Raw genomic sequence first — 25422 nt, 5'->3', positions numbered from 1 at the left:
TGGATGTGGCCAAGGTAATCGATTTCCAGACCGATCCGTCCAGGTACCGGCACTGGAAGATCCGCTACGAGGGCGCGGTCGCCCATCTGATGATGGATGTCGACGAGGCCGGCGGCCTGTTTGAAGGCTACGAACTCAAGCTCAACTCCTACGATCTCGGCGTCGACATCGAGCTCGCCGACATTGTCCAGCGCATGCGCTTCGAGCATCCCGAAGTGAAAGCGGTCGTGCTGCAGTCGGGCAAGGAGCGCGTGTTCTGCGCCGGCGCCAACATCCGCATGCTGGGCGGCGCCACCCACGCCCACAAGGTCAATTTCTGCAAGTTCACCAACGAGACCCGCAACACCTTCGAGGTGGCAGGCGCCGAATCCGGCCAGTACTACATCGCCGCCGTGCGCGGCGCCTGCGCCGGCGGCGGTTACGAGCTTGCGCTCGCCTGCGACCACATCATCCTCACCGACGACGGCTCCTCCTCGGTCGCGCTGCCCGAGGTGCCGCTGCTCGCCGTTCTGCCCGGCACCGGCGGCCTCACCCGCGTCACCGACAAGCGCAAGGTCCGCCGCGACCATGCCGACGTCTTCTGCTCCATCGAGGAGGGCATCAAGGGCAAGCGCGCCAAGGACTGGAACCTCGTCGACGACGTCGTGCCGAACACGAAGTTCGACGAACTCGTGGCGCAGCGCGCCCGCGAATTCGCCGCGAAGTCGGGCCGCCCGGCGGACGCCCAAGGCATCGCGCTGACGGCGCTCGACCGCCGCATCGGCGAGGACGGCTCGCTCACCTATTCCAGCGTCGAGGTCGAGGTCGACCGTGCCAAGCGCGTCGGCCGTGTCACCGTCCATGGCCCGAAGGCCGACGAGGCGCCGCCTGCCGACGTCGCGGCGCTTCACGGGCAGGGCGCCTCGACCTGGATGCTGCGGGTCGCGCGTGAGCTCGACGATGCGATCCTGCATCTGCGCAACAACGAGCTTGAGGTCGGGGTGCTGGTCTTCCGCGCGCAGGGCGATCCGGCGCTGGTCGCCGCGCACGAGGCCTTCCTCCTCGACAGCCGGTCGGACTGGCTGGCCAACGAAATCCTGCTCTACTGGAAGCGCGTCTTGAAGCGCGTCGACCTCACCTCGCGCTCGCTGGTGGCGCTGGTCGAGCCGGGCTCGTGCTTTGCAGGCCCGCTCGCCGAGCTGCTCTTCGCCGTCGATCGCTCCTACATGGCCGAGGGCGATTTCGAGGGCGACAACCGCCCGGTCGCGACCATCACGCTGACGGCCGGCAATTTCGGTCCCTATCCGATGTCGAACGACCTGACCCGCCTGCAGACCCGCTTCCTCGGCGAGCCCGGCAAGGTGGAGGAGGCGAGGGCGCGCATCGGCGAGCCGCTGGAGGCCTTCGACGCCAACGAACTCGGCCTCGTCACCTTCTGCTTCGACGACATCGACTGGGAGGACGAGGTGCGCATCTTCCTCGAGGAACGCGCCTCCTTCTCGCCCGACGCCATGACCGGCATGGAGGCGAACCTGCGCTTCCCCGGCCCCGAAACCATGGAAACCCGCATCTTCGGTCGCCTCACCGCCTGGCAGAACTGGATCTTCCAGCGCCCCAACGCGGTCGGCGACACCGGCGCCCTCAAGCGCTACGGCACCGGCGTGCGGGGCGAGTACGACATGAAGCGGGTGTAGGATAGTGAGTAGTGAGTAGTGAGTAGTGCGTAGGTAAATATAAGGAAATATGGTTTCTATCCCATCTATTCTCGATCTTTGCTACCCACTACCCACTACCCACTACCCACTACCCACTACTCACTACTCACTACTCACTACGCACTACATAGTACGCACCGCCAGACAGCCTGCCCACCCCCGGAGGACCCATGCTCGACCTGATCAACGTCTCCTACGACACCCAGATCCCGAACAATGTCGGGCTTTCCTCCGACAAGCGCGTGCTCAAGGCGCTGGAGAAGTGGCATCCGGGCTACATCAACTGGTGGAACGACCTGATCCCGCGGCAATTCCAGGATTCGCTCGTCTATCTGCGCACGGCGATCTCGGTCGACCCGAAAGGTTGGGCCAAGTTCGACTACGTTCGGATGCCGGAATACCGCTGGGGCATCCTGCTTGCCCCGCAGGTGGAGGATCGCCGCATCCCGAGCGGCGAGCATGCCGGCCAGCCGGCCTGGCAGGAGGTGCCGGGCGAATACCGCAACATGCTGAAGCGCCTGATCGTCATCCAGGGCGACACAGAGCCGGCTTCCGTCGAGCAGCAGCGCTTCCTGGCGCTCACCGCGCCTTCGCTCTACGACATGCGCAACCTGTTCCAGGTCAATGTCGAGGAGGGCCGCCACCTCTGGGCGATGGTCTACCTGCTGCAGAAATATTTCGGCGCCGACGGCCGCGAGGAGGCCGACGACCTGCTGCGCCGCTCGTCCGGCTCGGAAGAGGCGCCGCGCATGCTCGGCGCCTTCAACGAGGCGACGCCGGACTGGCTGTCCTTCTTCATGTTCACCTACTTTACCGACCGCGACGGCAAGATGCAGCTGGAATCGCTCGCGCAGTCGGGCTTCGACCCGCTGTCGCGCACCTGCCGCTTCATGCTGACGGAGGAGGCGCACCACATGTTCGTCGGCGAGACCGGCGTCGGCCGCGTCATCCAGCGCACCTGCGAGGCGATGAAGGAGGCCGGGATCGAGGACCCCTACGACATCCAGGCGGTGCGCAATCTCGGTGTCATCGACCTGCCGACGATCCAGAAGAAGCTCAACCTGCACTACACGCTGTCGCTCGACCTGTTCGGCCAGGAGGTCTCCACCAACGCCGCCAACGCCTTCAACGCCGGCATCAAGGGGCGCTATCAGGAGACGAAGATCGACGACGACCACCGGCTCCAGAACTCGACCTATCCGGTCGTCCAGATGGTCGACGGCAAGGTGGTGACGGTCGACGTGCCGGCGCTCTCGGCCATCAACATGCGGCTGCGCGACGACTACATCACCGACGCGGCCGGCGGCCTGAAACGCTGGAACGCGGCGATCGCCAAGATGGGCGTTCCCTTCGAACTGAAGCTGCCGCATCCGGGCTTCCACCGCCATATCGGCGTGTTCTCGTCGGTCCGCATGACGCCCGACGGCGGCCTCGTCTCGACGGAAGAGTTCGAGCGCCGGAGGGACGAGTGGCTGCCGTCGAAGGCCGACGGCGACTACATCGCCTCGCTGATGGTGCCGTGCTCGGAGCCCGGAAAATATGCCGGCTGGATCGCCCCGCCGCGCGTCGGCATCGACAACAAGCCCGGCGACTTCGAGTACGTGCAGCTGCACATGGCGTGAGGGAGGGGAGGGCCGACCGGGCGCATCGAGCTGGAAGGACCCCCATCCATTATCTGCCGGGGCGGGCGCCGCCCTCCACCCTTACCCTCCCCACAAGGGGGAGGGGGCGCCAACGTCTCACGTCCCCCTCCCCCTTGTGGGGAGGGGTAGGGGTGGGGGTAGCGCCCGCCGCATGAAGAGTGGGGGTAGCGCCCGCCGCATGAAGAGTGGGGGTGGCGCCCGCCGCACGTAGGGTGGGCGCAGCGCCCGTACATAGAGGGTTGGATGCCCGCGCCCGACCGACGACCGGCGGGGAGCACGCCCCCGACCCCGCGACTGCTGTCCATCGCATCGACCAAAGCGAGCCAACCCCATGAACGCACCCGTCAAGCAGCACCTGATCGACCCGGAAATCTGCATCCGCTGCCACACCTGCGAAGAGGCATGCCCGGTCGATGCCATCACCCATGACGAGAACAACGTGGTGGTCGATGCGTCATTGTGCAATTTCTGCATGAACTGCATCGCGCCTTGTCCTACCGGCTCGATCGACAACTGGCGCGTGGTGGCCACGCCCTATTCGCTCGATGAACAGCTGTCCTGGATGGAACTGCCCGAGCAGGAGGATCTCGCGGCGGCAGGCGAGGGCGGGTCGGGCGTCATCGAGGCCCTCGACGACGAGGTCGCAGCCCTGCTCGCCAAGGCGCATGCGGGGGCAGGTGGTGCGGCGCGGGCGCCCGCTTCGGCATCGAAGCCGAGCGTCAACCTCTTCACCAACGCCAATCCGGCCATCGCCACCGTCCAGGGCAATTACCGCCTGACCGCCGAGACGGGGGACGCTGACGTCCGCCACATCATCCTCGATCTCGGCTCGACGCCGTTTCCGGTGCTCGAAGGCCAGAGCGTCGGCATCGCTCCGCCCGGTCTCGACGCCAGCGGCCGGCCGCACCGCATGCGGCTCTACTCGGTCTCCTCGCCGCGCGACGGCGAGCGACCGAACACCAACAATCTGTCGCTCACCGTCAAGCGCGAGCCGGGTGGGCTGGCCTCCAACTATGTCTGCGACCTCGGGCGCGGCGAGCAGGTGCGGCTCACCGGTCCGTTCGGCTCCACCTTCCTGATGCCGAACGACCCGCAGGCCAACATCCTGATGATCTGCACCGGTACCGGCTCGGCGCCGTTCCGCGGTTTCACCATGCGCCGCCAGCGCACGCTGAACGGCCCCTCGGGCGGGATGACGCTGATCTTCGGCGCGCGCACCCCCGATTCGCTGCCCTATTTCGGGCCGCTGAAGAAGGTGGCCGATTCTGTTCTCACCAAACACCTCGTCTTCAGCCGGGTCGACGGCAGGCCGAAGGAATACGTCCAGGACCGCATGCGTGCGGAGAAGGACAGGATCGCCGCGCTGATCGCCTCGGAAAACACCCATGTCTATGTCTGCGGGCTGAAGGCGATGGAAATCGGCGTCGAGAGCGCCTTCGAGGACATCGCGCGCGGGGCAGGGCTGAACTGGCGCACCATCCGCGACGGCATGCGAAATTCCGGCCGCTACCACGTCGAGACCTACTGACAGTTCCGTTGCATTTGTTCGAACAATATGCAATATAGTGCATATTGTTCGAACGCGCAGAGTGCAGATGGACGAGATCGTCAGCTTCGACGGGCGGGTGCGCCGTCCCGAAACCTTCCTCGCCGAGGACGCTGCCAACGCCGCGCTGCTGGCGATGGTCGGCGAGCGGGTGCGCACAGCGCGGGCGCGCAAGGGCATTTCGCGCAAGCGCCTGTCGGAAATCTCCGGTGTCTCGCAGCGCTATCTGGCGCAGCTCGAGGGTGGAGAGGGTAACATCTCGATCGTGCTGCTGCGCCGCGTCGCCGAGGCGCTCGACCACCGCATCGAATGGCTGGTCGGGGCCGACGACCCGTGGAATTCCGACGTCATGACGGTGATGGGGCTCTACCGCAGCGCCACCGCCGAGCAGCGCCAGAAGGTGCTGGAAATCCTCGACCCGGAACATCCGTCGCTCCGGCGCGGCCGCCGCATCGCCTTCATCGGGCTGCGCGGCGCCGGCAAGTCGACGCTCGGACGGCTCGCCGCCGACCGGCTCGGCGTGCCTTTCCTGGAGCTCAACGTCGAGATCGAGCAGGCGAGCGGCATGCCCGTCAACGAGGTCATGGCGCTCTACGGCCAGGAGGGCTACCGGCGGCTGGAGCGGCAGTCGGTCGAGCGCATCGTGGCGACCAGCGATGCGCTGGTGCTGGCGGTCGCCGGCGGCATCGTCTCGGAGCCCGAGACCTTCACCTACCTGCTGCGCCACTACCACACGGTCTGGCTGAAGGCGCAGCCCGAGGAGCACATGGGCCGCGTCCGCGCGCAGGGCGACACCCGCCCGATGGCCGGCAACCCCGCCGCCATGGAGGAACTGCGCACCATTCTCACCAGCCGCGAGGCGCTGTACCGCCAGGCCTCGATCCACGTCGACACCTCGGGCCGCTTGCTGGAGGAGAGCCTCGCCGACGTTCTCGCGGCCATCCGCGAGCGGGGGATCCTGGGGGATGTGGCGGGTCCTGCGGGGAGGGTGCAGCGCAAGGCCGGCTGAACGGGTGCGTCCGGCAGGAACTGCCGGGGCTGGTCCGGCGGTGTCCCCCTTCACCTTCGTCATCCCGGAACGACGTCCGAGCGCAGCGAAGGACGACGCATCCGGGATCCATGCCTCGGCGGCTGCCATTGGGCGGAACGGTGGATATGGGGTGACCGGAGCGTCGTCTGCGCCGTCCGGGATCTCGACGATTGCCGAGGCATGGATCCCGGATACGCGCCGTCTCGCTCCGCTCGACGACGCGTTCCGGGATGACGAACGTGAAGGGGGCGCCGCAGGGGACGTCGAAGAGCCCGCGGCGTCGCGCGCCTCTCGGCTACTCCACGAACACCCGCACGCTCGCCGCCCGCCCCGCCGCGTCGATGACGGTGAGCGTCTGGAAGCCGGCGCCGTCGGGGGTCCAGGCGGCGGTTCGGCGGCGGCCGGGGACGTCGACAGGGCGGCCGTTAGCCAGCCAGCGGAAGGGCGCGCGGCCGCCGTTGAGCTTCAGCGCCAGCGGCATGGCGCGGCCCCCGGCGATCTGGCCGAGGTCGACCCGTGCCCCCTGCGGTGGATAGACGATTTCGGGCGCGGGCTCGGTCGGCGCGCCCGCCACGAGGGCCTGGCCCGGCGGCGCAAAGCGGCGCAGCGCATAGGGCAGGTCGGCGGCGGCGAACCGCTGCGCGCCGGCCGGCGGCCGGGGCAGCGGCGTCAGGCCGACGCCCGCCTTCGAGAAAGCCGAAAACAGGATCGGCGCCGCGGCCGCGTAGCCGGTCAGTCCCGGCACCGAGCCGCCATCCGGGCGGCCGACCCAGACGCCGAGCACGTGGCGGCCGTCATAGCCGACCGACCATGCGTCGCGGTAGCCGTAGGAGGTGCCGGTCTTGTAGGCGATGCCGAGGCGCGGTGCGCCCTGCGGCGGCGTCACGCCCGAGAGCATGTCGGTGACCTGCCAGACCGCCTGTGGCGACAGGATGCGCTCGGCAGCAGTGGCGGGCGCGCCCGGGAAGAGCCGCAGCGGCGCCACCCGGCCGCCATTGGCGAGACCGGTATAGAGCTGGACGAGGCCTTCGAGGGTCAGGCCGGCGCCGCCGAGCCCGATCGCCAGGCCCGGCGCCTCGCCGGCCGGCAGCCGGGGTGCCGCGCCGCCACGGCGCATCCGCGACATCAGCCTGACCGGCCCGACCGCCTCGAGCAGGCGGATCGCCGGCACGTTGAGCGACAACTGCAGCGCCTGGCGAACGGTGACGTCGCCTTGGTAATCCATGTCGAAGTTCTTGGGCCGGTAGCCGGCGAAATTCGCCGGCCGGTCCTCGACCATGGTCTCCTGCATCACCAGCCCGTCTTCCAGCGCCAGCCCGTAGATGAAGGGCTTCAGCGTCGAGCCCGGCGAGCGCTCGGCCTTGGTCATGTCGATCCAGCCGCCGCTCGCCTGGTCGAAGGCGCCGGCCGAGCCGACCCGGGCGAGAATCTCGCCGGTCGCGGCGTCGGCCATGACCATGGCGATCGAGACTTTCGGCCCGAGCCGGCCGGCCGCCTCGCGCGCCACGTCCTCCAGTGCCGCCTGAACGCCGCGATCGAGCGTCACGGCCTGGCGCTGCGCATCCGGATCGCGCCGCAGTGCCTCGTCGGCGGCATGGGCGGCCAGCGCCGGCATGGCCCGGCGGGTCGCGGCCACCGGCTCGGCCGACGCGCGCTCTACCTCGCCCGCCACGATGACGCCCGCCTGCGCCATGCGGGCCAGCACGCGATCGCGCGCGGCCTGCGCGCCCGCGCGGTTGCGGTCGGGGCGGCGGGCTTCCGGCGATTGCGGCAGCGCGACGAGCAGGGCCGCCTGCGGCAGGGTCAGCCGGTTCGGTTCGCGGCCGAACCAGGCGAGGCTCGCCGCCCGCACGCCCTCGATGTTGCCGCCATAGGGCGCCAGCGTCAGGTAGCGCGTCAGGATCTCGTCCTTCGACAGCCGCCGCTCGATCTGCAGCGCCCGCAGCGCCTGGCGCAGCTTGGCCGGCAGGCTGCGCTCCTCGCGCGGCTCGATCAGCCGGGCGAGCTGCATGGTGATGGTCGAGCCGCCCGAGACGATGCGGCCATGCGCGAGCAGCTGCCAGGCGGCACGAGCCACCGCCAGCGGGTCGACGCCGTGGTGAGCGTGGAAACGGCGGTCCTCGTAGGCGACCAGCATGCGCAGGAACTGCGGGTCGACCGCCTTCAGGTCGACCGGCAGCCGCCAGCGTCCGTCGTCGGTGGCATAGGCGCGCAGCAGCGCCCCGTTGCGGTCGACCACCTCGCGGGAAAAATCCGTCGCCCGGTCGAGCGGCGGCGGATAGGCGCGGTCGAGACGGTCGAGGGCGAGGAGGGTGACGCCGGCGAGGGCTGCGATGGAGAGCGCGGCGAGGGCGAGGCGGGACGGCAGGGTCATTGGTCGAGGCGGCGTACCTTCGCGCCCCCCTCTGGCCTGCCGGCCATCTCCCCCACGAGGGGGGAGATCCGCAGTTCGAGCGTCGGCCCTCTTTCAGCGGTCCCGGTGAAAGGCGAATCCCGCGGCGACGGCCGATCTCCCCCCTCGTGGGGGAGATGCCCGGCAGGGCAGAGGGGGGCGCCGTCGAGCGCGGCGGCTTCTTTCAGCATCACTCGCCCCGCACCTCCATCAGCCCGCTCGCCGTGCGCGCCGACAGCTGCGGGCGGTACATGTCCTCGACGCTCGCCGCCGGGTGCGTGTAGACGCCCGGCGTCACCGCGCGCACCACATAGGCCAGCGTGATGTCGCGATCGCTCCCGCCGCTCCGATTGAAGGCGGCGATGAAGCGGTCGTCGCGGAACTCGGTGTGGACGGCGTCGGTCTGCGGCAGCCAGTCGAAATTGGCCAGCGCGGCGCTGTCGACCAGACGCGGGCTGTCGATCTCGAAGCCGGCCGGCAGCAGATCGGAGACGAGGATGCGCGACGGCCAGTCGTTGAACTCCCGCACCTTCAGCACCACCACATAGCGCTCGTTCTGCCTCGCCTCGACGACGTTGGCGGGCTCGCCGTCGAGCGTGTAGTAGGCGCGCTCGATCGAGAAGCCCTCGCCGCCGGCCGGCAACGGCTGTTCGGGCGCGGCCGAAACCGTGACGATCGCGTCGACGGGCTCCGTGCCGCGGTTGAGAAGGGTCAGCGGCGTCACCGTCGCCTCCATGCCGTCGAGGCGGCGGGCGAAGGCGCCCTGGCGCGCCGCGCCGTCGACCTCGAGCCGGATGTCGTCGCTCGACTGCTGGATCGCGCGGGCGGCGAGCAGCATCCAGGCTTCGTCCTGCGTGCTCGTCCACTGTGTCTGGCGGCGGACGTCCGTGACGTAGCTCACCATGCTGGGGATCAGCGCAGGGGCGGGGCGGCTCTCTGCCGCCAGCGCCAGCATGGCTGCGCCGTCGCGCAGCTTCGAGCCGTAGTCGGAGCGGCCGGAATAGCCGGCGGGCGCGGACTGCGCGAGCCGGTAGGCCGAGCCGAAGGTCGCTTCCGAGCGCACGGCGTCGCCGTAGAGCGCAAGGCTCGCCGCCAGCTGGGCGCGGGCGAGCGGGCTGGCGAAGGCGTCGATCTGCGTGTCGGAATAGTAGCGCAGGTCGGCCGCCGAGGCCTTGCGGTTGCGCGACAGGACGTAGAGCGCATAGGCGATCTCGTTGCCGCGCGAGGCGATGTCGGTGTCGTAGGAAAGCGCGTTCTGGAGGTTCGACAGCGCCTGGCTCATTGCCTGTTCCGGCACCTCGTAGCCCTGTTCGCGTGCCCGGGTGAGGAAGTCGGTGACGTAGGAGTCGAGCCAGAGATCGCCCGAGCTCGGCCGCCACAGGCCGAAGCTGCCGGACGAGGACTGGTAGGTCAGCACCCGGGCGATCGCCTCCTCGATGCGTCCGCGGATGGCCGGGTCCTCCTCGAGGCCGGACACCTTCGACAGTTCGCCGACATAGAGCAGCGGCAGCGCGCGGCTGGTGGTCTGCTCGGCGCAGCCATAGGGGTAGCGGTCGAGCGACATCAGCAGCGCCGGCACGTCGAAGGCGCTCATGCGCGAGACGTTGACGGCGACCGAGGCGCCCTGCGGCAGCGAGCCGGCGAAGAGCTCGCCGTCGAGCCGCAGGCTGCCGCCATTGGCGGCGAGCGTCACCGTGCGGCGCGTCGTCACCGGCATCACGCCCGGGCGGACGGGAACGGCCGCAGTGCGGTTGACGGTCAGGCCGCTCGCGTGGGTCAGCGCCACCAGCACCTCGCCGGTGCCGGGCACGTCGGCCGTCAGCGGTACGGTGAGCCTCGTCTTGCCACCGGCGGGCAGGGTCACCGTCGCCGGCACGCCGCCCTCGGTCGGCAGCAGCGAGCCGCCGGTCGTGAGCGCCAGCCGGTATTCGCCGGCCGGGCCGTCGGTGTTGGCGATCTCCAGCAGCAGGCGCGCCTGGTCGCCCGGCGCCATGAAGCGCGGCAGGCTGGTGGTGACGACGACCGGATCGCGCACGATCACGTCGGCGGTGGCGTTGCCGGTGCCGTCCCTCGACCAGGCGACCGCCATGACGCGGACCGTGCCGTTGAACTGCGGGATGTCGAAGGCGACGCTGGCGCGTCCTTCGTCGTCCACCCGCACGATGCCGGAAAAGAAGGCGACGAGCTTTTCGGTCGGCGGGTTGCCCTGCGGCCCCATCGCGCCGCCGTCGCCGCCGGTCCGCAGCCGCCCGAAGGCGCCCTGCGAGCCGTCGATCAGCCGGCCGTAGACATCGCGCATCTCCAGACCGAGCATGCGCTGGCCGAAATACCAGGCCACCGGATCCGGTGCCTCGTAGCGGGTCAGGTTGAGGATGCCGACGTCGACGGCCGCGACCGTCACATAGGCCTCCTCGCCGGGCGCGAGCCCGCCGACCGAGACGGGCAGGACGAGCGGCTGGCGCGGCTCGACCCTGGCCGGCGCCTCGACCGCGACCGTGAGCCGGCGCTGGCCGGGATCGACCTTCAGCCACTTCAGGCCGATGGCGCGGGTGGGCAGGCGCGATGCCTGCGCCTCGCCCGGGCGGAACAGCGTCGCCATCACATAGGCGCCGGCGCCGAATTCCTCGGTCACCGGGATGTCGATGGTGGCGCCGCCTTCGGGAACCGTCGCCGTGAAGGACGACAGCACGCTCTCAGCGCCGATGGTGATCAGCGCCTCGCCGGCGAAACGCGGCGCGATGTTCAGCTTCGCCGTCTCGCCGACGGCATAGGCGTCCTTGTCGAAGGCGACTTCCAGCGCGTCGGGCGTCTCGGTGGAGGAGGCTTCGACGTACCAGCCGGCTTCGAAGTCGATGCTGGTGGCCGGCCCGTCGGCGTCGGCGGTCTCGATCTCCAGCCGGTAGCGGCCCCAGGTCACGGGCACCGCGATCGTCGGTTCTGCCGTCGCTGAAGCGTCGATCGTGCCTTCCTGGACGAGGCTCGACGTGGTGATCGGCTCGTAGCTCCAGGAACTGCCGCTGCGATACCACTGATAGTAGCGGTCGAGCTTCTTCAGCGTCCAGGACAGGTCCTTCAGGTCGATGCGCTCGCCGGTCGGATCGACCGCCAGGACACGGAAGGAAGCGCTGCCGCCTTCCGGCACGGAGCCGTCGAATTCGGGCTTCAGGCCGAGCATGTTCGTCTGCGGCGCCACGTCGATCTCGACGGTGCGCTCGACGGCGCGGCCGCCGCCTTCGACCATGCGCACCGAAACGGTTGCCTGCAGGAACTGCGTCGTGGCCGGCACCGAATCGATGGTGACGTCGAAGCTTGCCTTCCCGTCGGCGTCGGTGCTCGGCAGGTCCTCCAGCGTGACGCGACTGTCCTCGACGTCCTCCTCGTCCTCGAGGCCGAAGACGTAGCCGGGATGATCCTCCCATTCGCGGACGCGGCCAACCGTGACCTGGCCTTCGAGCGCCAGTCCCTCGGCCGGCGCGCCGTAGAGATAGCGGCCGTCGACGGAGAGCGTCGCCGCCTCGCCGACGGCGACTTCGTCGGCGCCGCTCGCCAGGTCGAACTCGATCCGGTCGGGCACGAAATCCTCGACGAGGAAACTCTTCTGGGCGATCGCCTCGGCCTTCGGGTCGGCGTGGATGCGCAGCGACCAGGTGCCGCGCATGGCGGTCGAGGCGAGCGCAAGCTCCACCGCGTGGCCGCCGAGTTCGGCGCCCGACGAGACGACGCGTGTGTCCTCGACGCCGTCGGGACGCTGGAAGATGAAGGTGAGCGGCAGGTCGTCAACCGCGTCGGCGCGCGGATCGCGGTTCAGCGCCGCCGCGTGCACGGTCTCGCCGGCGCGGTAGATGCCGCGCTCGGTATAGGCATAGACGTCCATCGCGCCGGGCGAGGCGCGGCCCTCGACGCCGCGGTCCGACAGGTCGAAGCCCGCGCGCGTCATGTCGAGGAAGACGAAGTCGTTCGCCCCTTCACTCGCCATGACCACGGCCGGCGCCATGCCGCCATTGCCGCGGATCAGGCCGGCGTCGAAGCGGGCGCGGCCGTCGGCGTCCGTGGTCGCGGTGCCGAGCACCTCATTGTTGCGGGCCACCAGCGACAGCGACAGGCCGGGTTTCGGCTTGGCCGTATCGAGCGAGCGGGCGAAGACCGAGAGCCCGTCCTCGCCGGAGAAGGTGACGAGACCGATGTCGGAGACGAGGAACCACTGCGTGGCGCGCGCCTCCCAGCTGTCGCTGCGGTCGTTCTCGGGCACGGCGGTCATCACGTAGATGCCGGGCTTGCGGTCGGGCAGCGCCTCGTCGACCGGGAAGGCGGTGACGACCTCCTTGTTGAGCTCGGGCGCCATCTCCAGAATGCCCTCGAACACCGGCTCGCCGAGATCGTCGCCGAGGCGGGATACCTCGTAGCTGTCGAGCTGGCGCAGGAACTGCGATTCGGTGAGCAGCCGCGCGAGCGAACGGTCGCCGATCCGGTAGACGGCGATCTGCGCCTTGTCGGTGTTGACGGAGACGACCGGGATGCCGCGCCGCGCGCTGCCCGGCAGGATGAAGTTCTCGCCGGTGAAGCGCAGCGAGGGCGAACGGTCGCGGATATAGATGTCGAGCGCGACGGGCTCGCCGATCACCTCGCCGATCGCCGACGGCAGGCCTGCACGCACGACGATGCGGTATCGTCCGCCATGGACGAGGCCTTCCACGCACAATTCGCGGTCACCGCGTTCGATGGCGGTGGTCGGCGCGTTGTCGACGCCGACGAAGGAGGCGTAGTCGACGCCCGTCTTCACCAGGTCCTCGGAAAACTGCACGCAGACCCGCGGGCTAGCGCTGTCGGAATCGACCGTATGCTCGATGATACGAAACCCCTTGGCCCGCTTCAGATCGGCATAGAGCGACTGGATCTGCGGCGAGGAGACGAGCTCGAGGCTCTTCTCGTAGGCGGTGATGGCCGGCCGGAACATGGCCCGCTTCTCGAGGCCGGCGGCGAGCGCGTTCAGCGCTGCGGCACGCTCGTTGGCCGTGCGCGACAGGAGATAGCCGTTGATGGCCGCGCCGGTCGCCGCGCGCTGGTAATAGTAGGAATTCTCGCCGCCGCCGGGGCGGACCGCGTTGGCCGCCTCGGCGAGGCCGGTCCACAGGCCGGTGTCGTCGGGCAGGATCGCGAGCGCGTTGGTGAAGTTCAGCATGGCGCCGCGGGGGTCGTTGCCGGCCATGGCGCTGCGCGCGGCTTCCGTCAGCGCCACCAGTCCCGCGCCGCCCGAATCGGCCCGGGCCAGCGTCTCGTCGCGCCAGCGCCGGGCGTCGTCCACCACGTAGCTCGCGACGTAGGAAAGCTCGGCCGGCGCGCCGATGTCGGCCTCGCCGGTCAGGCTCACCACCTTGCCCGCGACCGCACCGGGGAAGGGGTTCAGCACGTTGTAGTCGGACTTCAGGAAGCACCAGCTGGCGCGGGTGTTGTAGGTGAAGGCGCGGCAGGACGGGTCGCCGAGGCACACCGCCTTGCACTGGTCGAGGGTGACGTTCTGCTCGGTGCGCAGGTCGAAGCCGAAATAATCCCCATCGGCGGAGGTGACGATCTGCCTGGCGTCCTGGGCCACTCCCGGCGACGCATGGGCGAGCATGGCCGCGAGAGCGACCGCCACGAGACGAAACACGCGCATCCGAATTCCTCCAAAAGCCCTTCGGCCGATCCTAGGCCCGGTCCCGCCGCGGGACTGTGACATGCTCCACAGTCGCGCGGCCTGCCGGCCGCCATGCGGTCGCCTGCCCATTGCCGTAGCCCTTGCGGCGACGGACTTAACCCCGCGGCAGGCAATCCCCAGATTGCGCCTAAAATACGGAGAGTTTCGCGCGAACCTTCGCGAGATAGAGCGAACGCGAGGCCGGCGTCGAGGCGTCCATGCGGTAATGTGCCAGGAAAAGCGTCCGGCAGCGCCAGCCGCACAGCGCCCGGATGCCGCGCAGAACGGTGCGGCGGCCGGGGTGGCCCATCATGTGCGACCACAGGAAGGAGGCGCCGCAGGTCGTCACCACGGCCACCTTGCGGATATGGGTCATCAGCGGCCGGATCCGCCCGCCGTCCTTCGGCAGCTGGAAGACGATGTCGATGGCCCAGACGCGATCGAGCCAGCCCTTCATCATGGCCGGAAGGCCGTACCACCAGGTCGGATAGACGAAGACGAGGCCCTCGGCCCAGCGCAGGGCGTCGATGTGGGGCTGGAGCGCCGGGTCTGTCGGGGCGTGATCGTTGTACGTGCGCCGCTCCTCGGTTCCCATCACCGGATCGAAGCCCATCGCGTAGAGGTCGAGCAGCCGCGTCTCGTGGCCGGCCGCCGCCAGCGCGGCGAGCGTCTCGTCACGGATGGCGGCGCAGAAGCTTTCGGGGACGGGATGGCAGTAGACGACGAGGACACGCACGGCGTTGCTCTAGAATCGATCCATGGCGGAGGATACCTTGTCCATGAAACGCTTTCGCGACGCGTCCGTCGAGCGGTTCATGTCGTAATGGGCGAGGTATTCGACCGGCGCGCCCGGCTTCACCGTGCCCCAGAGCAGGCGCTTGACCAGCCGGCGCGGCGGGTCGCCGATCAGAACGGCGCGCCACCGCGTGCCGCCATAGCTCGTCACCGCCGCCACCTTCGTGATGTTGTGGAGCGCGCCCTCGACCCTGCCGTCGACGATCCGGAACGACACGCCGGGCAGGAAGACGCGGTCGAAGAAGCCCTTCAGGATCGCCGGGTAGCCGTAGTTCCAGACCGGATAGCACAGCACCAGCGCGTCGGCTGCACGCAGCCGCTCGACATAGGGCCGCACGTGTTCGATGCTCCTGTCGGGATCGTGGTAGTCGAGCCGCTCCTGCCGCGACAGGCGCGGGTCGAACTCCTCAGCATAGAGGTCGCAGTCATCGACTGCGTGCCCCTTGGCAGTCAGCCGCTCGACGATCAGCCGGTGCAGCGCGGCGTTGAAGCTCGTCTCGACCGGGTGGGCGTGGAGGAGGAGGACGTTCATGGGGCGCCTGTCCTCCAAGGCGATGAACGTTGAGCTCCGTCACGCCCCCCTCTGGGCTGCCGCCCATCTCCCCCACGGGTGGGGAGATCATTCGCTCCGCCGCCTTCGCCTATCGCCACCGGTGCAGGACGAGCGCCGAGGGCGGAACCGCCGATCTCCCCCCTTGTGGGGGAGATGGCCGGCAGGCCAGAGGGGGGCGTGACAGAGCGCCGGCATTTCATGGATTCGACCTCAACCGACCTGCTGCAACCCCCTGAACAAAAACGGCTTCGACGTCGAGAAATCGAAATCCGGGTTCTCCCAGGCGATCATCTTGCCCGGATTGAGCAGGCCCTTCGGATCCGCTTCCTTCTTGAAGGCGAGCTGGACGGCGTCGGTCTGCTTCATGCCGCCTTCCTCGAGCGTGACGCGGTGCGGGTTGAAGATCGGGCAGCCGGTCTGCTCGTGGACGCGGATGATCTCGTCCAGCCGCTCCTCGGTGGTGTAGCGCACCATGGGCAGGCCGAAGCAGGTGACGTCGCCGTCGAAGCGGACGAATTCCAGGTGGCCGATCACCTCGTCGGGGAAGAGTGCATGCACCTTCTCCACCAGATCGATCTGGTTGGGGAAGGGGTAGAGCACCTGGAGATAGGTGATCGCCGGGTCGATGCGGATGCCGCGTAGCGTGGTGTGGTTCCAGGAGAGTTCGGCCACCGGTGGCAGGCCCTTCACGTCGTCGGCGCTGGCTGTCGCTGCGTTGAAGACGATCTCCGCGCCCTGCCGCCGCGTGAAGGCCAGGAAGGCGTCGAGCGCATGGGCGGCCACCATGACCAGGCAGACGCTCCGGCCTTCGCGCAGGAACTTCTGGTGGCGCTTGAAATAGTCGAAGGGCGCGGGCGCGGCGATCGGCGAGATCAGCTTGGTGAGGATGCCGTCCTGGCGGGCGAGCGCGTTGCCATAGCGCGCGGCCTCGACGAAGTCGTCGAAGCCGACGATCACGTCGACCCAGTCATAGGCCGCCGTCAGCGGCATCTCCACCTCGGTGATGATGCCGTTGGTGCCGTAGGCATGGGTGACCTTGTGCAGGTCCTCACCCGTCAGCTCAAGGATGCGCGGCGTCTCCTCCATGGTGACGACGCGCAGCCGGATGATGTTGCCGAAGTCGCGCAACCCGCCCCAGTTGATCGAGCCGATGCCGCCCGAGCCGCCGGCGATGAAGCCGCCGATCGAGGCTGTGTGGAAGGTCGAGGGCAGCATGCGCAGCTCCTGGCCTGAATGCGCCCGGGTCTGCCGGTCGATGTCGGCCATCACGGCGCCGGGGCCGCAGACGACGCGGCCGGGTGCTATCGTCCGCACGTCGCTGATTTCCGCGAGGCTGAGCAGCACGCCGCCCGACAGCGGCATGGCCTGGCCGTAATTGCCGGTGCCGGTGCCGCGCGGGGTGACGGGCACGCCGTGCCGGAAGCAGGCGGCGAGCACCCGCACCACCTCGGCCTCGTCCTTCGGCGTCACCACGATGTCGGCGGTGACCTCGTCGAGCTGCTTCTTCAGGATCGGCGAGTACCAGTAGAAGTCGCGGCTCTTCTGCCTGACGATGGCGGCGTTGTCCTCGATCCGGATGCCGTCGATGTCGCGTCTCAGCGCTGCGATGTCCATGCAATCACCTCAGGATCGGGTCGAGTTCGGCGTAGTCGGGAAGGGTGGCGTCGCTGCGGGCGCCGTCGCGCAGCACGATGCGGTCGCTCTCGGGCCGCGACAGGAGTTCGGTCCAGGAGCGCCCCCTGAAGATCACGAGGTCGGCCGGAGCGCCGACGGCGATGCGGCCGGTGCCGTCGAGCCGCATGACGTCCGCCGGCGTCGCGGCGACGGTCTTCGGCCAGTCGGCCACCGGATGGTCGAAATGGATGGTGCGGGTGGCCATCCGGTAGACCTCCAGCATGTCGAGGTCGCCATAGGCATAGAAGGGATCGCGGGTGTTGTCGGAGGCGACCGCGACCGGGATGCCGCGCGCCTTCATCTCGTGCAGCAGCGTCACGCCGCGCCAGCGCGGGGTCGTGCCGTCGTGGCGGCGGTCCTGCAGATACATGTTGCACATCGGCAGCGACACGACCGCGAGGCCCGCCTGCGCCACCTTGTCCAGCGTGTCGAGCACGTCGTCACCGGGCTGGCGGGCGAGCGAACAGCAATGGCCGACGAGGATCCTGCCCTCGAAGCGGTGCTCGATCGCCTTCTCGGCGATGCGCTTCAGCGACGCCGCGTTCACGTCGTCGGTCTCGTCGGCGTGGAAATCGAGGTCGAGGCCGCGTTCGATCGCGGCGCGGAAGACGGTGTCGAGCAGGTCGCCGAGGTTCGGCACCATGTAGGTGACCGCGCCGAGGATACCGCCGGCCTCGGCCACACGGTCGGCCAGCGCGTCGAAGAAGGCGCCGTCGCGCACGCCGTCGATGCCGATCAGGCTCGACGCCTGCAGCTCGATGCGTCCGGCCCAGCGTTCGCGCAACGCCTGGAACACCGGCCAGGAGATCGTCTCCTGCGGATGGATCGAGTCAAGATGCGTGCGTATCGCCTTGGTTCCGTGCGCGAATGCGCTCTTGAGCCCGAACTCCATGCGCGCCTCGACGTCCGCTGCCGACCAATTGGCTGCCCGGTCGGCGCCCACCGCTTCGAGCGCGCCGGGGAAGGAGCCATCGGGATTGCCCCGGCGCGGCCAGATGTGGCCCTTGTCGAGATGGGTGTGGCAGTCGACGAAGCAGGGCATGACGATGCGGCCAGCGAGGTCGACGCTGCGCGGAGGAACGGGCCGTCCCTCCGTCTTCGGCGCAATGCCCGAGACTGCGCCCTCCGCGATGGCGAGGTCGGCGAGCACGAAGCCGTCGGCATCGGCCGGGCCGAGGTTCGCGCTGGTGAGTGAGGCATGCAGGCGGGCGTTGGCCAGCACGTACCAGCCGGAGGAGGGGAGTTCGATCGTCACGAGTTGGCACCTCTCGCGTGGACAGGAAGCACCCCCTCACCGTCATACTTCGCATGCCACCTCTCCCCCTGCCCGGGGGAGAGGAGAGGCGCTCGGCCGATCTCGCTCGTCGCTTCAGGTCGGGGCGCGAAGCCGAGGCTGCGATTCCTCTCCCCCGGGCAGGGGGAGAGGTGGCTCGCGAAGCGATACGGTGAGGGGGTGCTTCGACGGTCGGGACATGCGTCTCGTCCGTGTAAGGAGAGGCTGATGCCAAGCGCCGCCCTGTCCAGCATCCCCATCACCGCTCCTGCTTCAATGCGCTCTCGTGCCAGCGGCGCAGCATCATGTGCGACACCCAGGACAGCACGAGGAAGATGACGATGCCGGTCGCCGAGATCAGGATCAGGGCGGCGAAGAGGCGCGGTGCGTTGAGGCGGTAGCCGGCCTCGATGATGCGCGAGGCGAGGCCCGAGGACTGGCCGGCCGCGCCGGCGACGAACTCCGCCACCACAGCGCCGATCAGCGCCAGGCCGCCGGCGATCTTGAGGCCGCCGAGAAAATAGGGCATGGCCGCGGGCAGGCGCAGCAGCCACAATTCCTGCCAGCGCGTCGCCCCATTGAGGGCGAAGAGGTCGCGCAGGTTGCGGTCGGCCGAGTTCAGCCCCAGCGTCGTGTTCGACAGGATCGGGAAGAAGGCGACGATCCAGGCGCAGAGCAGGAGCTTCGTCGTCTGGTTGTCGACATAGATGTTGATCAGCGGGAAGATCGCCACGATCGGTGTGACCTGCAGGACCACCGCGAAGGGAAAGAACGACATCTCCACCCATTTCGACTGGGCAAACAGCACCGCCAGACCGACGCCGCCCGCCACCGCCAGCGCCAGACCGAGGAAGGTGATCCGGAGCGTCACGAGCAGCGAGGAAAACAGCAGGCCGGCGTCGTCGACGAGCGCCTGAAGCACCACGCCCGGCCGCGGCAGGATGTAGTGCGGGATCTCGTTCCAGACGCAGACGCGGTCCCAGGCGAGGATCGCCAGCGTCATGATGGTCAAAGGCAGGACCCAGCGGCCGATCCGCTCGGCGCGCTCGCGCCGGACGCGGCGGGTTTCCTCGGGATCGATGGCGACGGACGCGGCCTGGTCGATCGCGGTCATGCGCGCACCCGCGACGACTGGTGCGAGGCATTGATGGCGCCGAGCAGCGCCTCCGAGGCGTCGCGGCAGAGCGCGGCATAGGCGGCCGAGGTGCGGAAGCGCTCGTCGCGCGGGTAGGGCGCGTCGACGCCGAACTCGCCATGGACGCGGCCGGGGCGCGCGGCCATGACGATGATGCGGTTGGACAGGAACACGCTCTCGAAGACGGAGTGGGTGACGAAGACGACGGTGAGCTTGCGGTCCTGCCAGAGCTCGAGGATGTCGTCGTTGAGCTTGAAGCGGGTGATCTCGTCGAGCGCCGCGAAGGGCTCGTCCATCAGGAGCAGCTTCGGCCGCGTTACCAGGCTGCGGGCGATCGAGACGCGCATCTTCATGCCGCCCGACAGCTCGCGCGGCACGGCGTTCTCGAAGCCGGTCAGGTGGACGCGCTCCAGCATCTCGGCGATCTGCGGCGCAGCCTCGCTGCGCGAGACGCCGCGCAGGCGCAGCGGCAGCCAGACGTTGTCGAAGACCGACGCCCAGGGCATCAGCGTCGGCTCCTGGAAGACGAAGCCGAGGTCGCGCTGGCCGATCGGCTCGCTGTGCCAGTCGAGCGTACCGGTGGTGGGCGAGGAGAGGCCGGCGACGATGCGCAGCGCCGTCGACTTGCCGCATCCCGAGGGCCCGAGCAGGCTGACGAAATCGCCCTGGCGGATGGTCATGTCGACGCCGGACAGCGCCGTCACGCCGTTGGAGAACGCCTTGCCGACGCCGCGCAGCGACAGCAGCGGCGCGGGCGAGGCGGGACGTTCGGTCGGGGTCTGGTGGGCAAGCACGTCCGGCGCGGTCCTGCGTTCGCTCCCTCCGGCCGCGGAGCCGGAGGGGGCATGGGTGGGGGTCCGGATGAGGCGTTACTTCTTCAGGTCGAGGCCGACGCCCTTGTTGACGAAGTCGAGCGTGTAGGACTTCTTGATGTCGAGGCCGTCGGCCACGACCTTGGCCTTGACCATGGAGGCGTAGAAGCCGGCGATGCGCTCGTCGGTCATGGCACCGATGCCCATGGTCGCCGTGTCGCCCGAATCGACGATGCCGAACTCCTTCATGGTGGCGATCGAGAAGGCGATCTGCTCGTCGTTCATGTCGGGATTGTCTTTCTTGATCAACGCGTTGGCCGCGGCATTGTCGCCGTAGAGATAGTTGTACCAGCCCTTGGCCGAGCCATCGACGAAGCACTGCACCACGGCTGGCCGCTCGTCGATCGTCTTCTGCATGGTCTCGATCGTGGTCGCATAGGTCTCGAAGCCGTAGTCGGCGAGCAGGAAGAGGTTCGGCTTGAAGCCGGCCTCGCGTTCGACCGCGAAAGGCTCGGAGGTGACGTAGCCCTGCTGGACCGATTTCGGGTTGGCGATGAAGGGCGCGGGGTTGAAGGTGTAGGGCACGCGCTTGGAAGCATCGAAGCCGAAATCGGTGATCATCCACTGGAAGTAACTCTGGAAGCCCTCGTCGCCGAGGATGTACTGCTCGGCCTTCTTCAGGTCATCCCAGGTGTCGAGGCCCTGGCCGGGATGGCTCATCAGCACCTGCGGCTCCTTCTGGAAGGACGCGGCGACGACGCGCAGCGGGATGTTCTGCTCGACTGCCGCGAAGGCCTGCAGCATGTTGCCGCCCATGTAGAAATCGATCTTGCCGGCAAGCAGCAGCGGCCGGCCCGAGACCTGCGGGCCGCCCTGCATGATCTCGACGTCGAGGCCGCAGGCGGCATAGGTGCCGTCGGCGACGGCCTGGTAGTAGCCGCCATGCTCGGCCTGGGCGAGCCAGTTGGTGGCGAACACGACCTTGTCGGCGGCCTGCGCGGCCAGCGGCGAGATCGAGGCGAGCAAGGCGGCGGCGGCTGCGATGCGGATTCCTGACGTCATGACACGACCCCTGTGCTTGGCCCGCACTCCGGAGAGCGGGCGCTGTGATTCCATCCATGAGCGACGCAAGACGCATGCCATCGGTCCGCGCGCCGGCAAGGATACGGCCCGGCCGGGGCGGCTGGATCACCACCTGCATGCGATGCCGACACGTTGCGCAACCTGCCTATTTTTCCGCCACGAGTCCATCGTCGCACGACGCCTGCCGAGATTGACTTCGGCCATGTCTTGATGCGGATCGCCACAGGGTCTTAGGTGCTGCCGAGGCTGCCGCGAAACGGCGACGAACACGAGGGTGACGATGCGCAAGCTGTGGTGGGGCGACTATCGCACGGTCGATTTCGAGGGGCTGGATCCGGAGGCGGTGATCGCCGTCGTTCCGGTGGCGGCGATCGAGCAGCACGGGCCGCATCTGCCGGTCTCGACGGATACGAGCATCATGCAGGGCATGATCGAGACCGTGCTGCCGCTCGTGCCCGCCGATCTCGACGTGCGCTTCCTGCCGGTGCAGGCGGTGGGAAAGTCGAACGAGCACCTGCATGCGCCCGGCACGCTGACCCTGCCCGCGCCGCTGCTGATCGAGGCCTGGACCGAACTCGGCCTGTCGGTGGCCCGCGCCGGCGTGCGCAAGATCGTCTTCGTGAATTCTCACGGCGGCAACGAGGAAATCATGGGCATCGTCGCGCGGGAACTGCGGGTCAGGGCGCGAATGCTTGCGGTGAAGACGAGCTGGCAGCGATTCGGCCGACCGGCCGGACTGTATACCGAGGCCGAAGAGAGGCTCGGCATCCATGGTGGCGACGTCGAGACCTCGCTGATGCTGCATTTCCGGCCCGATCTCGTGGCGATGGGCGAGGCACGCGACTTCGCCTCGTCGACGACGCGGGCCGATGCGGCCTTCGCGCTCCTGAAACCGCAGGGTACCCATGCCTTCGCCTGGATCGCAAGCGACATCAATCCGGCCGGCGTGGCCGGCGACGCGTCCATCGCGACCGCCGAAAAGGGGCGGCAGACCGCCGCGCAGCAGGCGGCCGGGTTCGTCGAACTGCTGAAGGACGTGCGCGCGGCGCGGCTCGACGACTGGCTCGCCTGAGCCGGTCCGTCTCCAGGCGGCACCGGTGCGGAACGCATGGCCAGACGGTGTTTCGATCGTCGGAAGGTTCGACGAGCCAGAGGCCACGAATGTCCCGGTTGCGGTCGATTCGGCATCAATCTTGTCGCAATCGCAGCATCTTGCTTTGCCGCAAAGTTGCACATTCCGTTACGAAGCCGGATCGGGGCTGTTTTGACAACCCCTTCCGGATGGGGAATGCTAACAGGCGAAAAGCCAGAGAAACGGGAGAAAGACATGAGCTTCTACAAGAGCAACGGAGACCGGGTGCCCGGTCACGTGGAGGCGCTCGCGGAGGGCGTGCGCGCCGGCAAATTCGATCGTCGCGAGTTCCTCGCGCTGGCGAGCGCCTTCGGCGCCACCACCGCCATGGCCTACAGCATGATCGGTCTCGTCGCGCCGACGCCCGCCATCGCGCAGGAGCCCAAGAAGGGCGGCGTGCTGAAGGTCGCGATGTGGATCAAGGATCCGAAGGACCCGCGTACGGCCGACTGGTCGGAGATCGCCACCGCCGAGCGCCAGACGCTCGAGCCGCTGGTCAAGTACACCAAGGACTACACCTTCGAGCCCTACCTGCTCGAGAGCTGGGAAGTGAACGACGACGCCACGGAATATGTCCTGCACGTGCGTCCCGGCGTGACCTGGACCAATGGTGACACGTTCAATGCGGACGACGTCATCTTCAACTTCACCCGCTGGGCCGACAAGAGCGCCGAAGGCAACTCCATGCCCGGCCGCCTCGGCACCATCGTCGACGAGGCCTCCGGCAAGCTGCGCGAGGGTGCGGTGACGAAGGTCGACGACATGACGGTCAAGATCTCGCTCACCAAGGCCGACATCGCGCTGATCCCGAGCTTGACGGACTATCCTGCGCTCGTCGTGCATCGCTCCTTCGACGAGACCGGCGCGAACTTCGCCCAGAACCCGATCGGCACCGGCCCGTTCGAGCTCGTCTCCTACGACGTCGGCCAGAAGGTCGTCTACAAGCGCCGCGAGAACGGCACCTGGTGGGGCGGCGAGGCGCATTTGGACGGCGTCGAGTTCATCGACTACGGCACCGATCCGTCGGCGATGGTATCGGCCTTCGAGGCCGGCGAGGTCCACACCAATTTCGAAACGTCGGCGGACTATGTCTCGATCCTCGACGGCGTCGGCGCGGTGGTGTCGGAAGCCGTGACTGCGGCCACGATCGTGGCGCGCACCAACGTCGCCAACAAGCCCTATGACGACCAGCGCGTCCGCAACGCCATGCAGCTGGCCGTCGACAATGCCACCGTGCTCGCGCTCGGCTACGGCAATGCCGGGGAACCGGCCGAAAACCACCATGTCTGCCCGATCCATCCGGAATACGTTGCGCTGCCCAAGGTCGAGCGCGACATCGCCAAGGCCAAGGCGATGATGGAAGAGGCCGGACAGGCCGACTTCGAGCACGAACTGATCACGGTCGACGAGGACTGGCACAAGAACACCGGCGATGCGATCGCCGCCCAGCTCCGTGAAGCCGGCATCAAGGTGAAGCGCACGGTGCTGCCGGGCTCGACCTTCTGGAACGACTGGACGAAGTATCCCTACTCGATGACCAACTGGAACATGCGCCCGCTCGGCATCCAGGTTCTGGCCATCGCCTATCGCACCGGCGAAGCGTGGAACGAGGCAGCCTTCTCGAACCCCGAATTCGACGCGCTCGTCGGCGAGGCGCTTGCCATCGCCGATGCCGAGAAGCGCAAGGTGGTCATGGAGAAGATCGAGAAGATCATGCAGGACTCCGGTATCCTGATCCAGCCCTACTGGCGCAAGCTCTACAACCACTCCGTGCCGGCCGTGAAGAACCACGGCATGCATCCGACCTTCGAGCACGACTTCGGCAAGGTCTGGCTCGACGAGGCTTGAGCCGACGATGACGACGGGGAGGGGCCTTTCGGGCCTCTCCCCTTCACGTCCGGAGGGTTAGACGCCCCAACCTGAAGCGGCAGGGGGACCGATGCTTGCTTTCATAGTGCGGCGACTGGGCACGATGGCGCTGACGATGCTGTGCCTGACGCTCGTCGTCTTCTTCATGGTCAATCTCGAACCCAACCTGCGCAAGCTGTCGATCAGTCAGCTCGACATGCGTTCGTCGGACGAGCACATCGAAAGCTGGCTGCAGCGCAACGGCTACCGCGACAATTTCTTCGTCCGCTACGGCCGCTGGCTCGGCGTCGTCGAGAAGCAGCCCAACATGAACGCCGAGGGACAGCCGGTCCCGCGTTTCTCCTACTGCAACGAACCCGCCGAACCCCATTACGGAGGCATCCTCCAGGGCGATTTCGGCTGCTCCACCAAGTTCAAGACCACCGTGTCGGCCAAGCTTTTTCCCGCGCTCGGCGCCACCGGCATCCTGATGTTCTGGGTCATGGTGGTGATGGTGCCGATCTCGCTCCTGATCGGAATCCTGGCCGGCATGCGCGAAGGCTCGCGAACGGACCGGACGCTGTCCGTCGCCTCGATCACCACCACCGCCACGCCGGAATACGTGTCGGGCGTGATCTTCACCGTCGTCTTCGCCTCCTGGCTCGGCTGGCTGAACGGCTCGGCGGCGTCGGCCACCGGGCAGGGGATCACCTTCTACAACTTCACCCTGCCGGTGATGACCATGGCCATCTACGGGATCGGCTACATCGCCCGGATGACGCGCGCCTCGATGGTCGAGGTGATGACGCAGCAGTACATCCGCACCGCGCGCCTGAAGGGGCTCAGTTTCGGCGCGGTCGTGGTCAAGCATGCGCTGCGCAATGCGCTGATCGCGCCGTTCACGGTCATCATGCTACAGTTCCCGTGGCTGCTCACGGGTGTCGTCATCGTCGAGGTCATGTTCCGCTACCAGGGCTTCGGCTACACCCTCGTGGAAGCCGCCGGCAACAACGACATCGACCTGCTGCTCGGATGCTCGCTCGTCTCGGTCGCCGTCGTCCTGTCGACGCAGCTGATCTCAGACGTCGGCTATGCCTATCTCAACCCGCGCATCAGAGTTCAGTAGGGGGCGACACGC

At 68.2% G+C, this 25422-nt stretch carries 16 protein-coding genes; 7 read left to right on the top strand and 9 right to left on the bottom strand.

The features are described 5' to 3' along the window. Nucleotides 1-5: 5 nt before the first annotated feature. The 4 genes from boxC to N1F91_RS04785 all read left to right on the top strand — a co-directional run bounded on the left by boxC (nucleotide 6) and on the right by N1F91_RS04785 (nucleotide 5892). Complete coding sequence (boxC, locus tag N1F91_RS04800; RefSeq protein WP_289990608.1) at nucleotides 6-1673, top strand: 2,3-epoxybenzoyl-CoA dihydrolase; 1668 nt, start codon at nucleotides 6-8, stop codon at nucleotides 1671-1673. A 191-nt stretch (nucleotides 1674-1864) separates the two neighbouring features. After that, complete coding sequence (boxB, locus tag N1F91_RS04795) at nucleotides 1865-3316, top strand: benzoyl-CoA 2,3-epoxidase subunit BoxB (protein ID WP_289990607.1); 1452 nt, start codon at nucleotides 1865-1867, stop codon at nucleotides 3314-3316. Between the two features lie 352 nt (nucleotides 3317-3668). Continuing rightward, complete coding sequence (gene boxA / locus N1F91_RS04790) at nucleotides 3669-4865, top strand: benzoyl-CoA 2,3-epoxidase subunit BoxA (RefSeq protein ID WP_289990606.1); 1197 nt, start codon at nucleotides 3669-3671, stop codon at nucleotides 4863-4865. Nucleotides 4866-4932: 67 nt separating this feature from the next. Next, nucleotides 4933-5892, top strand: a complete 960-nt coding sequence (locus N1F91_RS04785) for a helix-turn-helix transcriptional regulator (protein ID WP_289990605.1) — start codon at nucleotides 4933-4935, stop codon at nucleotides 5890-5892. A 316-nt stretch (nucleotides 5893-6208) separates the two neighbouring features. Here N1F91_RS04785 and pbpC read toward each other — a convergent pair whose 3' ends face one another. From pbpC to N1F91_RS04740, 9 genes are all read right to left on the bottom strand, one after another. Continuing rightward, nucleotides 6209-8287: a penicillin-binding protein 1C gene (gene pbpC / locus N1F91_RS04780; protein ID WP_289990604.1), complete on the bottom strand. Its 2079-nt coding sequence runs from the start codon at nucleotides 8285-8287 to the stop codon at nucleotides 6209-6211. 208 nt (nucleotides 8288-8495) lie between these two features. Next, nucleotides 8496-13958 (bottom strand): alpha-2-macroglobulin family protein, encoded by a 5463-nt coding sequence (locus tag N1F91_RS04775; RefSeq protein WP_289990603.1) that lies wholly within the window; start codon nucleotides 13956-13958, stop codon nucleotides 8496-8498. Nucleotides 13959-14127: 169 nt separating this feature from the next. Beyond that, complete coding sequence (locus tag N1F91_RS04770) at nucleotides 14128-14715, bottom strand: NAD(P)H-dependent oxidoreductase (protein ID WP_289990602.1); 588 nt, start codon at nucleotides 14713-14715, stop codon at nucleotides 14128-14130. 9 nt (nucleotides 14716-14724) lie between these two features. After that, complete coding sequence (locus N1F91_RS04765) at nucleotides 14725-15306, bottom strand: NAD(P)H-dependent oxidoreductase (RefSeq protein WP_289990601.1); 582 nt, start codon at nucleotides 15304-15306, stop codon at nucleotides 14725-14727. Nucleotides 15307-15537: 231 nt separating this feature from the next. After that, nucleotides 15538-16941, bottom strand: coding sequence for an FAD-binding oxidoreductase (locus N1F91_RS04760; protein ID WP_289990600.1), 1404 nt, complete (start codon nucleotides 16939-16941; stop codon nucleotides 15538-15540). Between the two features lie 4 nt (nucleotides 16942-16945). Beyond that, nucleotides 16946-18256 carry a cytosine deaminase gene (locus N1F91_RS04755; RefSeq protein ID WP_289990599.1) on the bottom strand — a complete coding sequence of 437 codons (1311 nt, stop codon included), beginning with the start codon at nucleotides 18254-18256 and terminating at the stop codon, nucleotides 16946-16948. Between the two features lie 277 nt (nucleotides 18257-18533). Further along, the gene (locus tag N1F91_RS04750; RefSeq protein ID WP_289990598.1) at nucleotides 18534-19388 is read right to left on the bottom strand and encodes an ABC transporter permease; all 855 of its coding nucleotides are present in this window, start codon (nucleotides 19386-19388) and stop codon (nucleotides 18534-18536) included. Then, nucleotides 19385-20203, bottom strand: a complete 819-nt coding sequence (locus N1F91_RS04745; protein WP_289990597.1) for an ABC transporter ATP-binding protein — start codon at nucleotides 20201-20203, stop codon at nucleotides 19385-19387. The genes N1F91_RS04750 and N1F91_RS04745 overlap by 4 nt, the downstream gene beginning before the upstream one ends. A 75-nt stretch (nucleotides 20204-20278) precedes the next feature. Continuing rightward, nucleotides 20279-21283, bottom strand: a complete 1005-nt coding sequence (locus N1F91_RS04740; RefSeq protein ID WP_289990596.1) for an ABC transporter substrate-binding protein — start codon at nucleotides 21281-21283, stop codon at nucleotides 20279-20281. A gap of 301 nt (nucleotides 21284-21584) precedes the next feature. On the opposite strand from N1F91_RS04740, the gene N1F91_RS04735 reads away from it, so the two are divergent. The 3 genes from N1F91_RS04735 (at nucleotide 21585) to N1F91_RS04725 (ending at nucleotide 25410) form a co-directional block, all read left to right on the top strand. Further along, entirely contained in the window at nucleotides 21585-22376 is a 792-nt protein-coding gene (locus N1F91_RS04735; protein WP_289990595.1) for a creatininase family protein, read from the top strand. 255 nt (nucleotides 22377-22631) lie between these two features. Beyond that, a complete protein-coding gene (locus tag N1F91_RS04730) occupies nucleotides 22632-24284 on the top strand; it encodes an ABC transporter substrate-binding protein (protein ID WP_289990594.1) in 1653 nt (550 codons plus the stop codon). Nucleotides 24285-24375: 91 nt separating this feature from the next. Further along, nucleotides 24376-25410 carry an ABC transporter permease gene (locus tag N1F91_RS04725; protein WP_289990593.1) on the top strand — a complete coding sequence of 345 codons (1035 nt, stop codon included), beginning with the start codon at nucleotides 24376-24378 and terminating at the stop codon, nucleotides 25408-25410. Nucleotides 25411-25422: the final 12 nt, after the last annotated feature.

The sequence above is a fragment of the Aquibium sp. ELW1220 genome, from assembly GCF_030398385.1.
In the GTDB taxonomy this organism is placed as follows: Bacteria; Pseudomonadota; Alphaproteobacteria; order Rhizobiales; family Rhizobiaceae; genus Aquibium.
This window is presented reverse-complemented; position numbering and strand designations above follow the sequence as displayed.

Bases quoted from the DNA above. Each gene is read 5' to 3' on its own strand.
- boxB (WP_289990607.1), top strand. From the start codon at position 1,865: ATGCTCGACCTGATCAACGTCTCCTACGACACCCAGATCCCGAACAAT.
- boxA (WP_289990606.1), top strand. From the start codon at position 3,669: ATGAACGCACCCGTCAAGCAGCACCTGATCGACCCGGAAATCTGCATC.
- N1F91_RS04785 (WP_289990605.1), top strand. From the start codon at position 4,933: ATGGACGAGATCGTCAGCTTCGACGGGCGGGTGCGCCGTCCCGAAACC.
- pbpC (WP_289990604.1), bottom strand. From the start codon at position 8,287: ATGACCCTGCCGTCCCGCCTCGCCCTCGCCGCGCTCTCCATCGCAGCC.
- N1F91_RS04775 (WP_289990603.1), bottom strand. From the start codon at position 13,958: ATGCGCGTGTTTCGTCTCGTGGCGGTCGCTCTCGCGGCCATGCTCGCC.
- N1F91_RS04765 (WP_289990601.1), bottom strand. From the start codon at position 15,306: ATGAACGTCCTCCTCCTCCACGCCCACCCGGTCGAGACGAGCTTCAAC.
- N1F91_RS04760 (WP_289990600.1), bottom strand. From the start codon at position 16,941: ATGGACATCGCAGCGCTGAGACGCGACATCGACGGCATCCGGATCGAG.
- N1F91_RS04750 (WP_289990598.1), bottom strand. From the start codon at position 19,388: ATGACCGCGATCGACCAGGCCGCGTCCGTCGCCATCGATCCCGAGGAA.
- N1F91_RS04740 (WP_289990596.1), bottom strand. From the start codon at position 21,283: ATGACGTCAGGAATCCGCATCGCAGCCGCCGCCGCCTTGCTCGCCTCG.
- N1F91_RS04735 (WP_289990595.1), top strand. From the start codon at position 21,585: ATGCGCAAGCTGTGGTGGGGCGACTATCGCACGGTCGATTTCGAGGGG.
- N1F91_RS04730 (WP_289990594.1), top strand. From the start codon at position 22,632: ATGAGCTTCTACAAGAGCAACGGAGACCGGGTGCCCGGTCACGTGGAG.
- N1F91_RS04725 (WP_289990593.1), top strand. From the start codon at position 24,376: ATGCTTGCTTTCATAGTGCGGCGACTGGGCACGATGGCGCTGACGATG.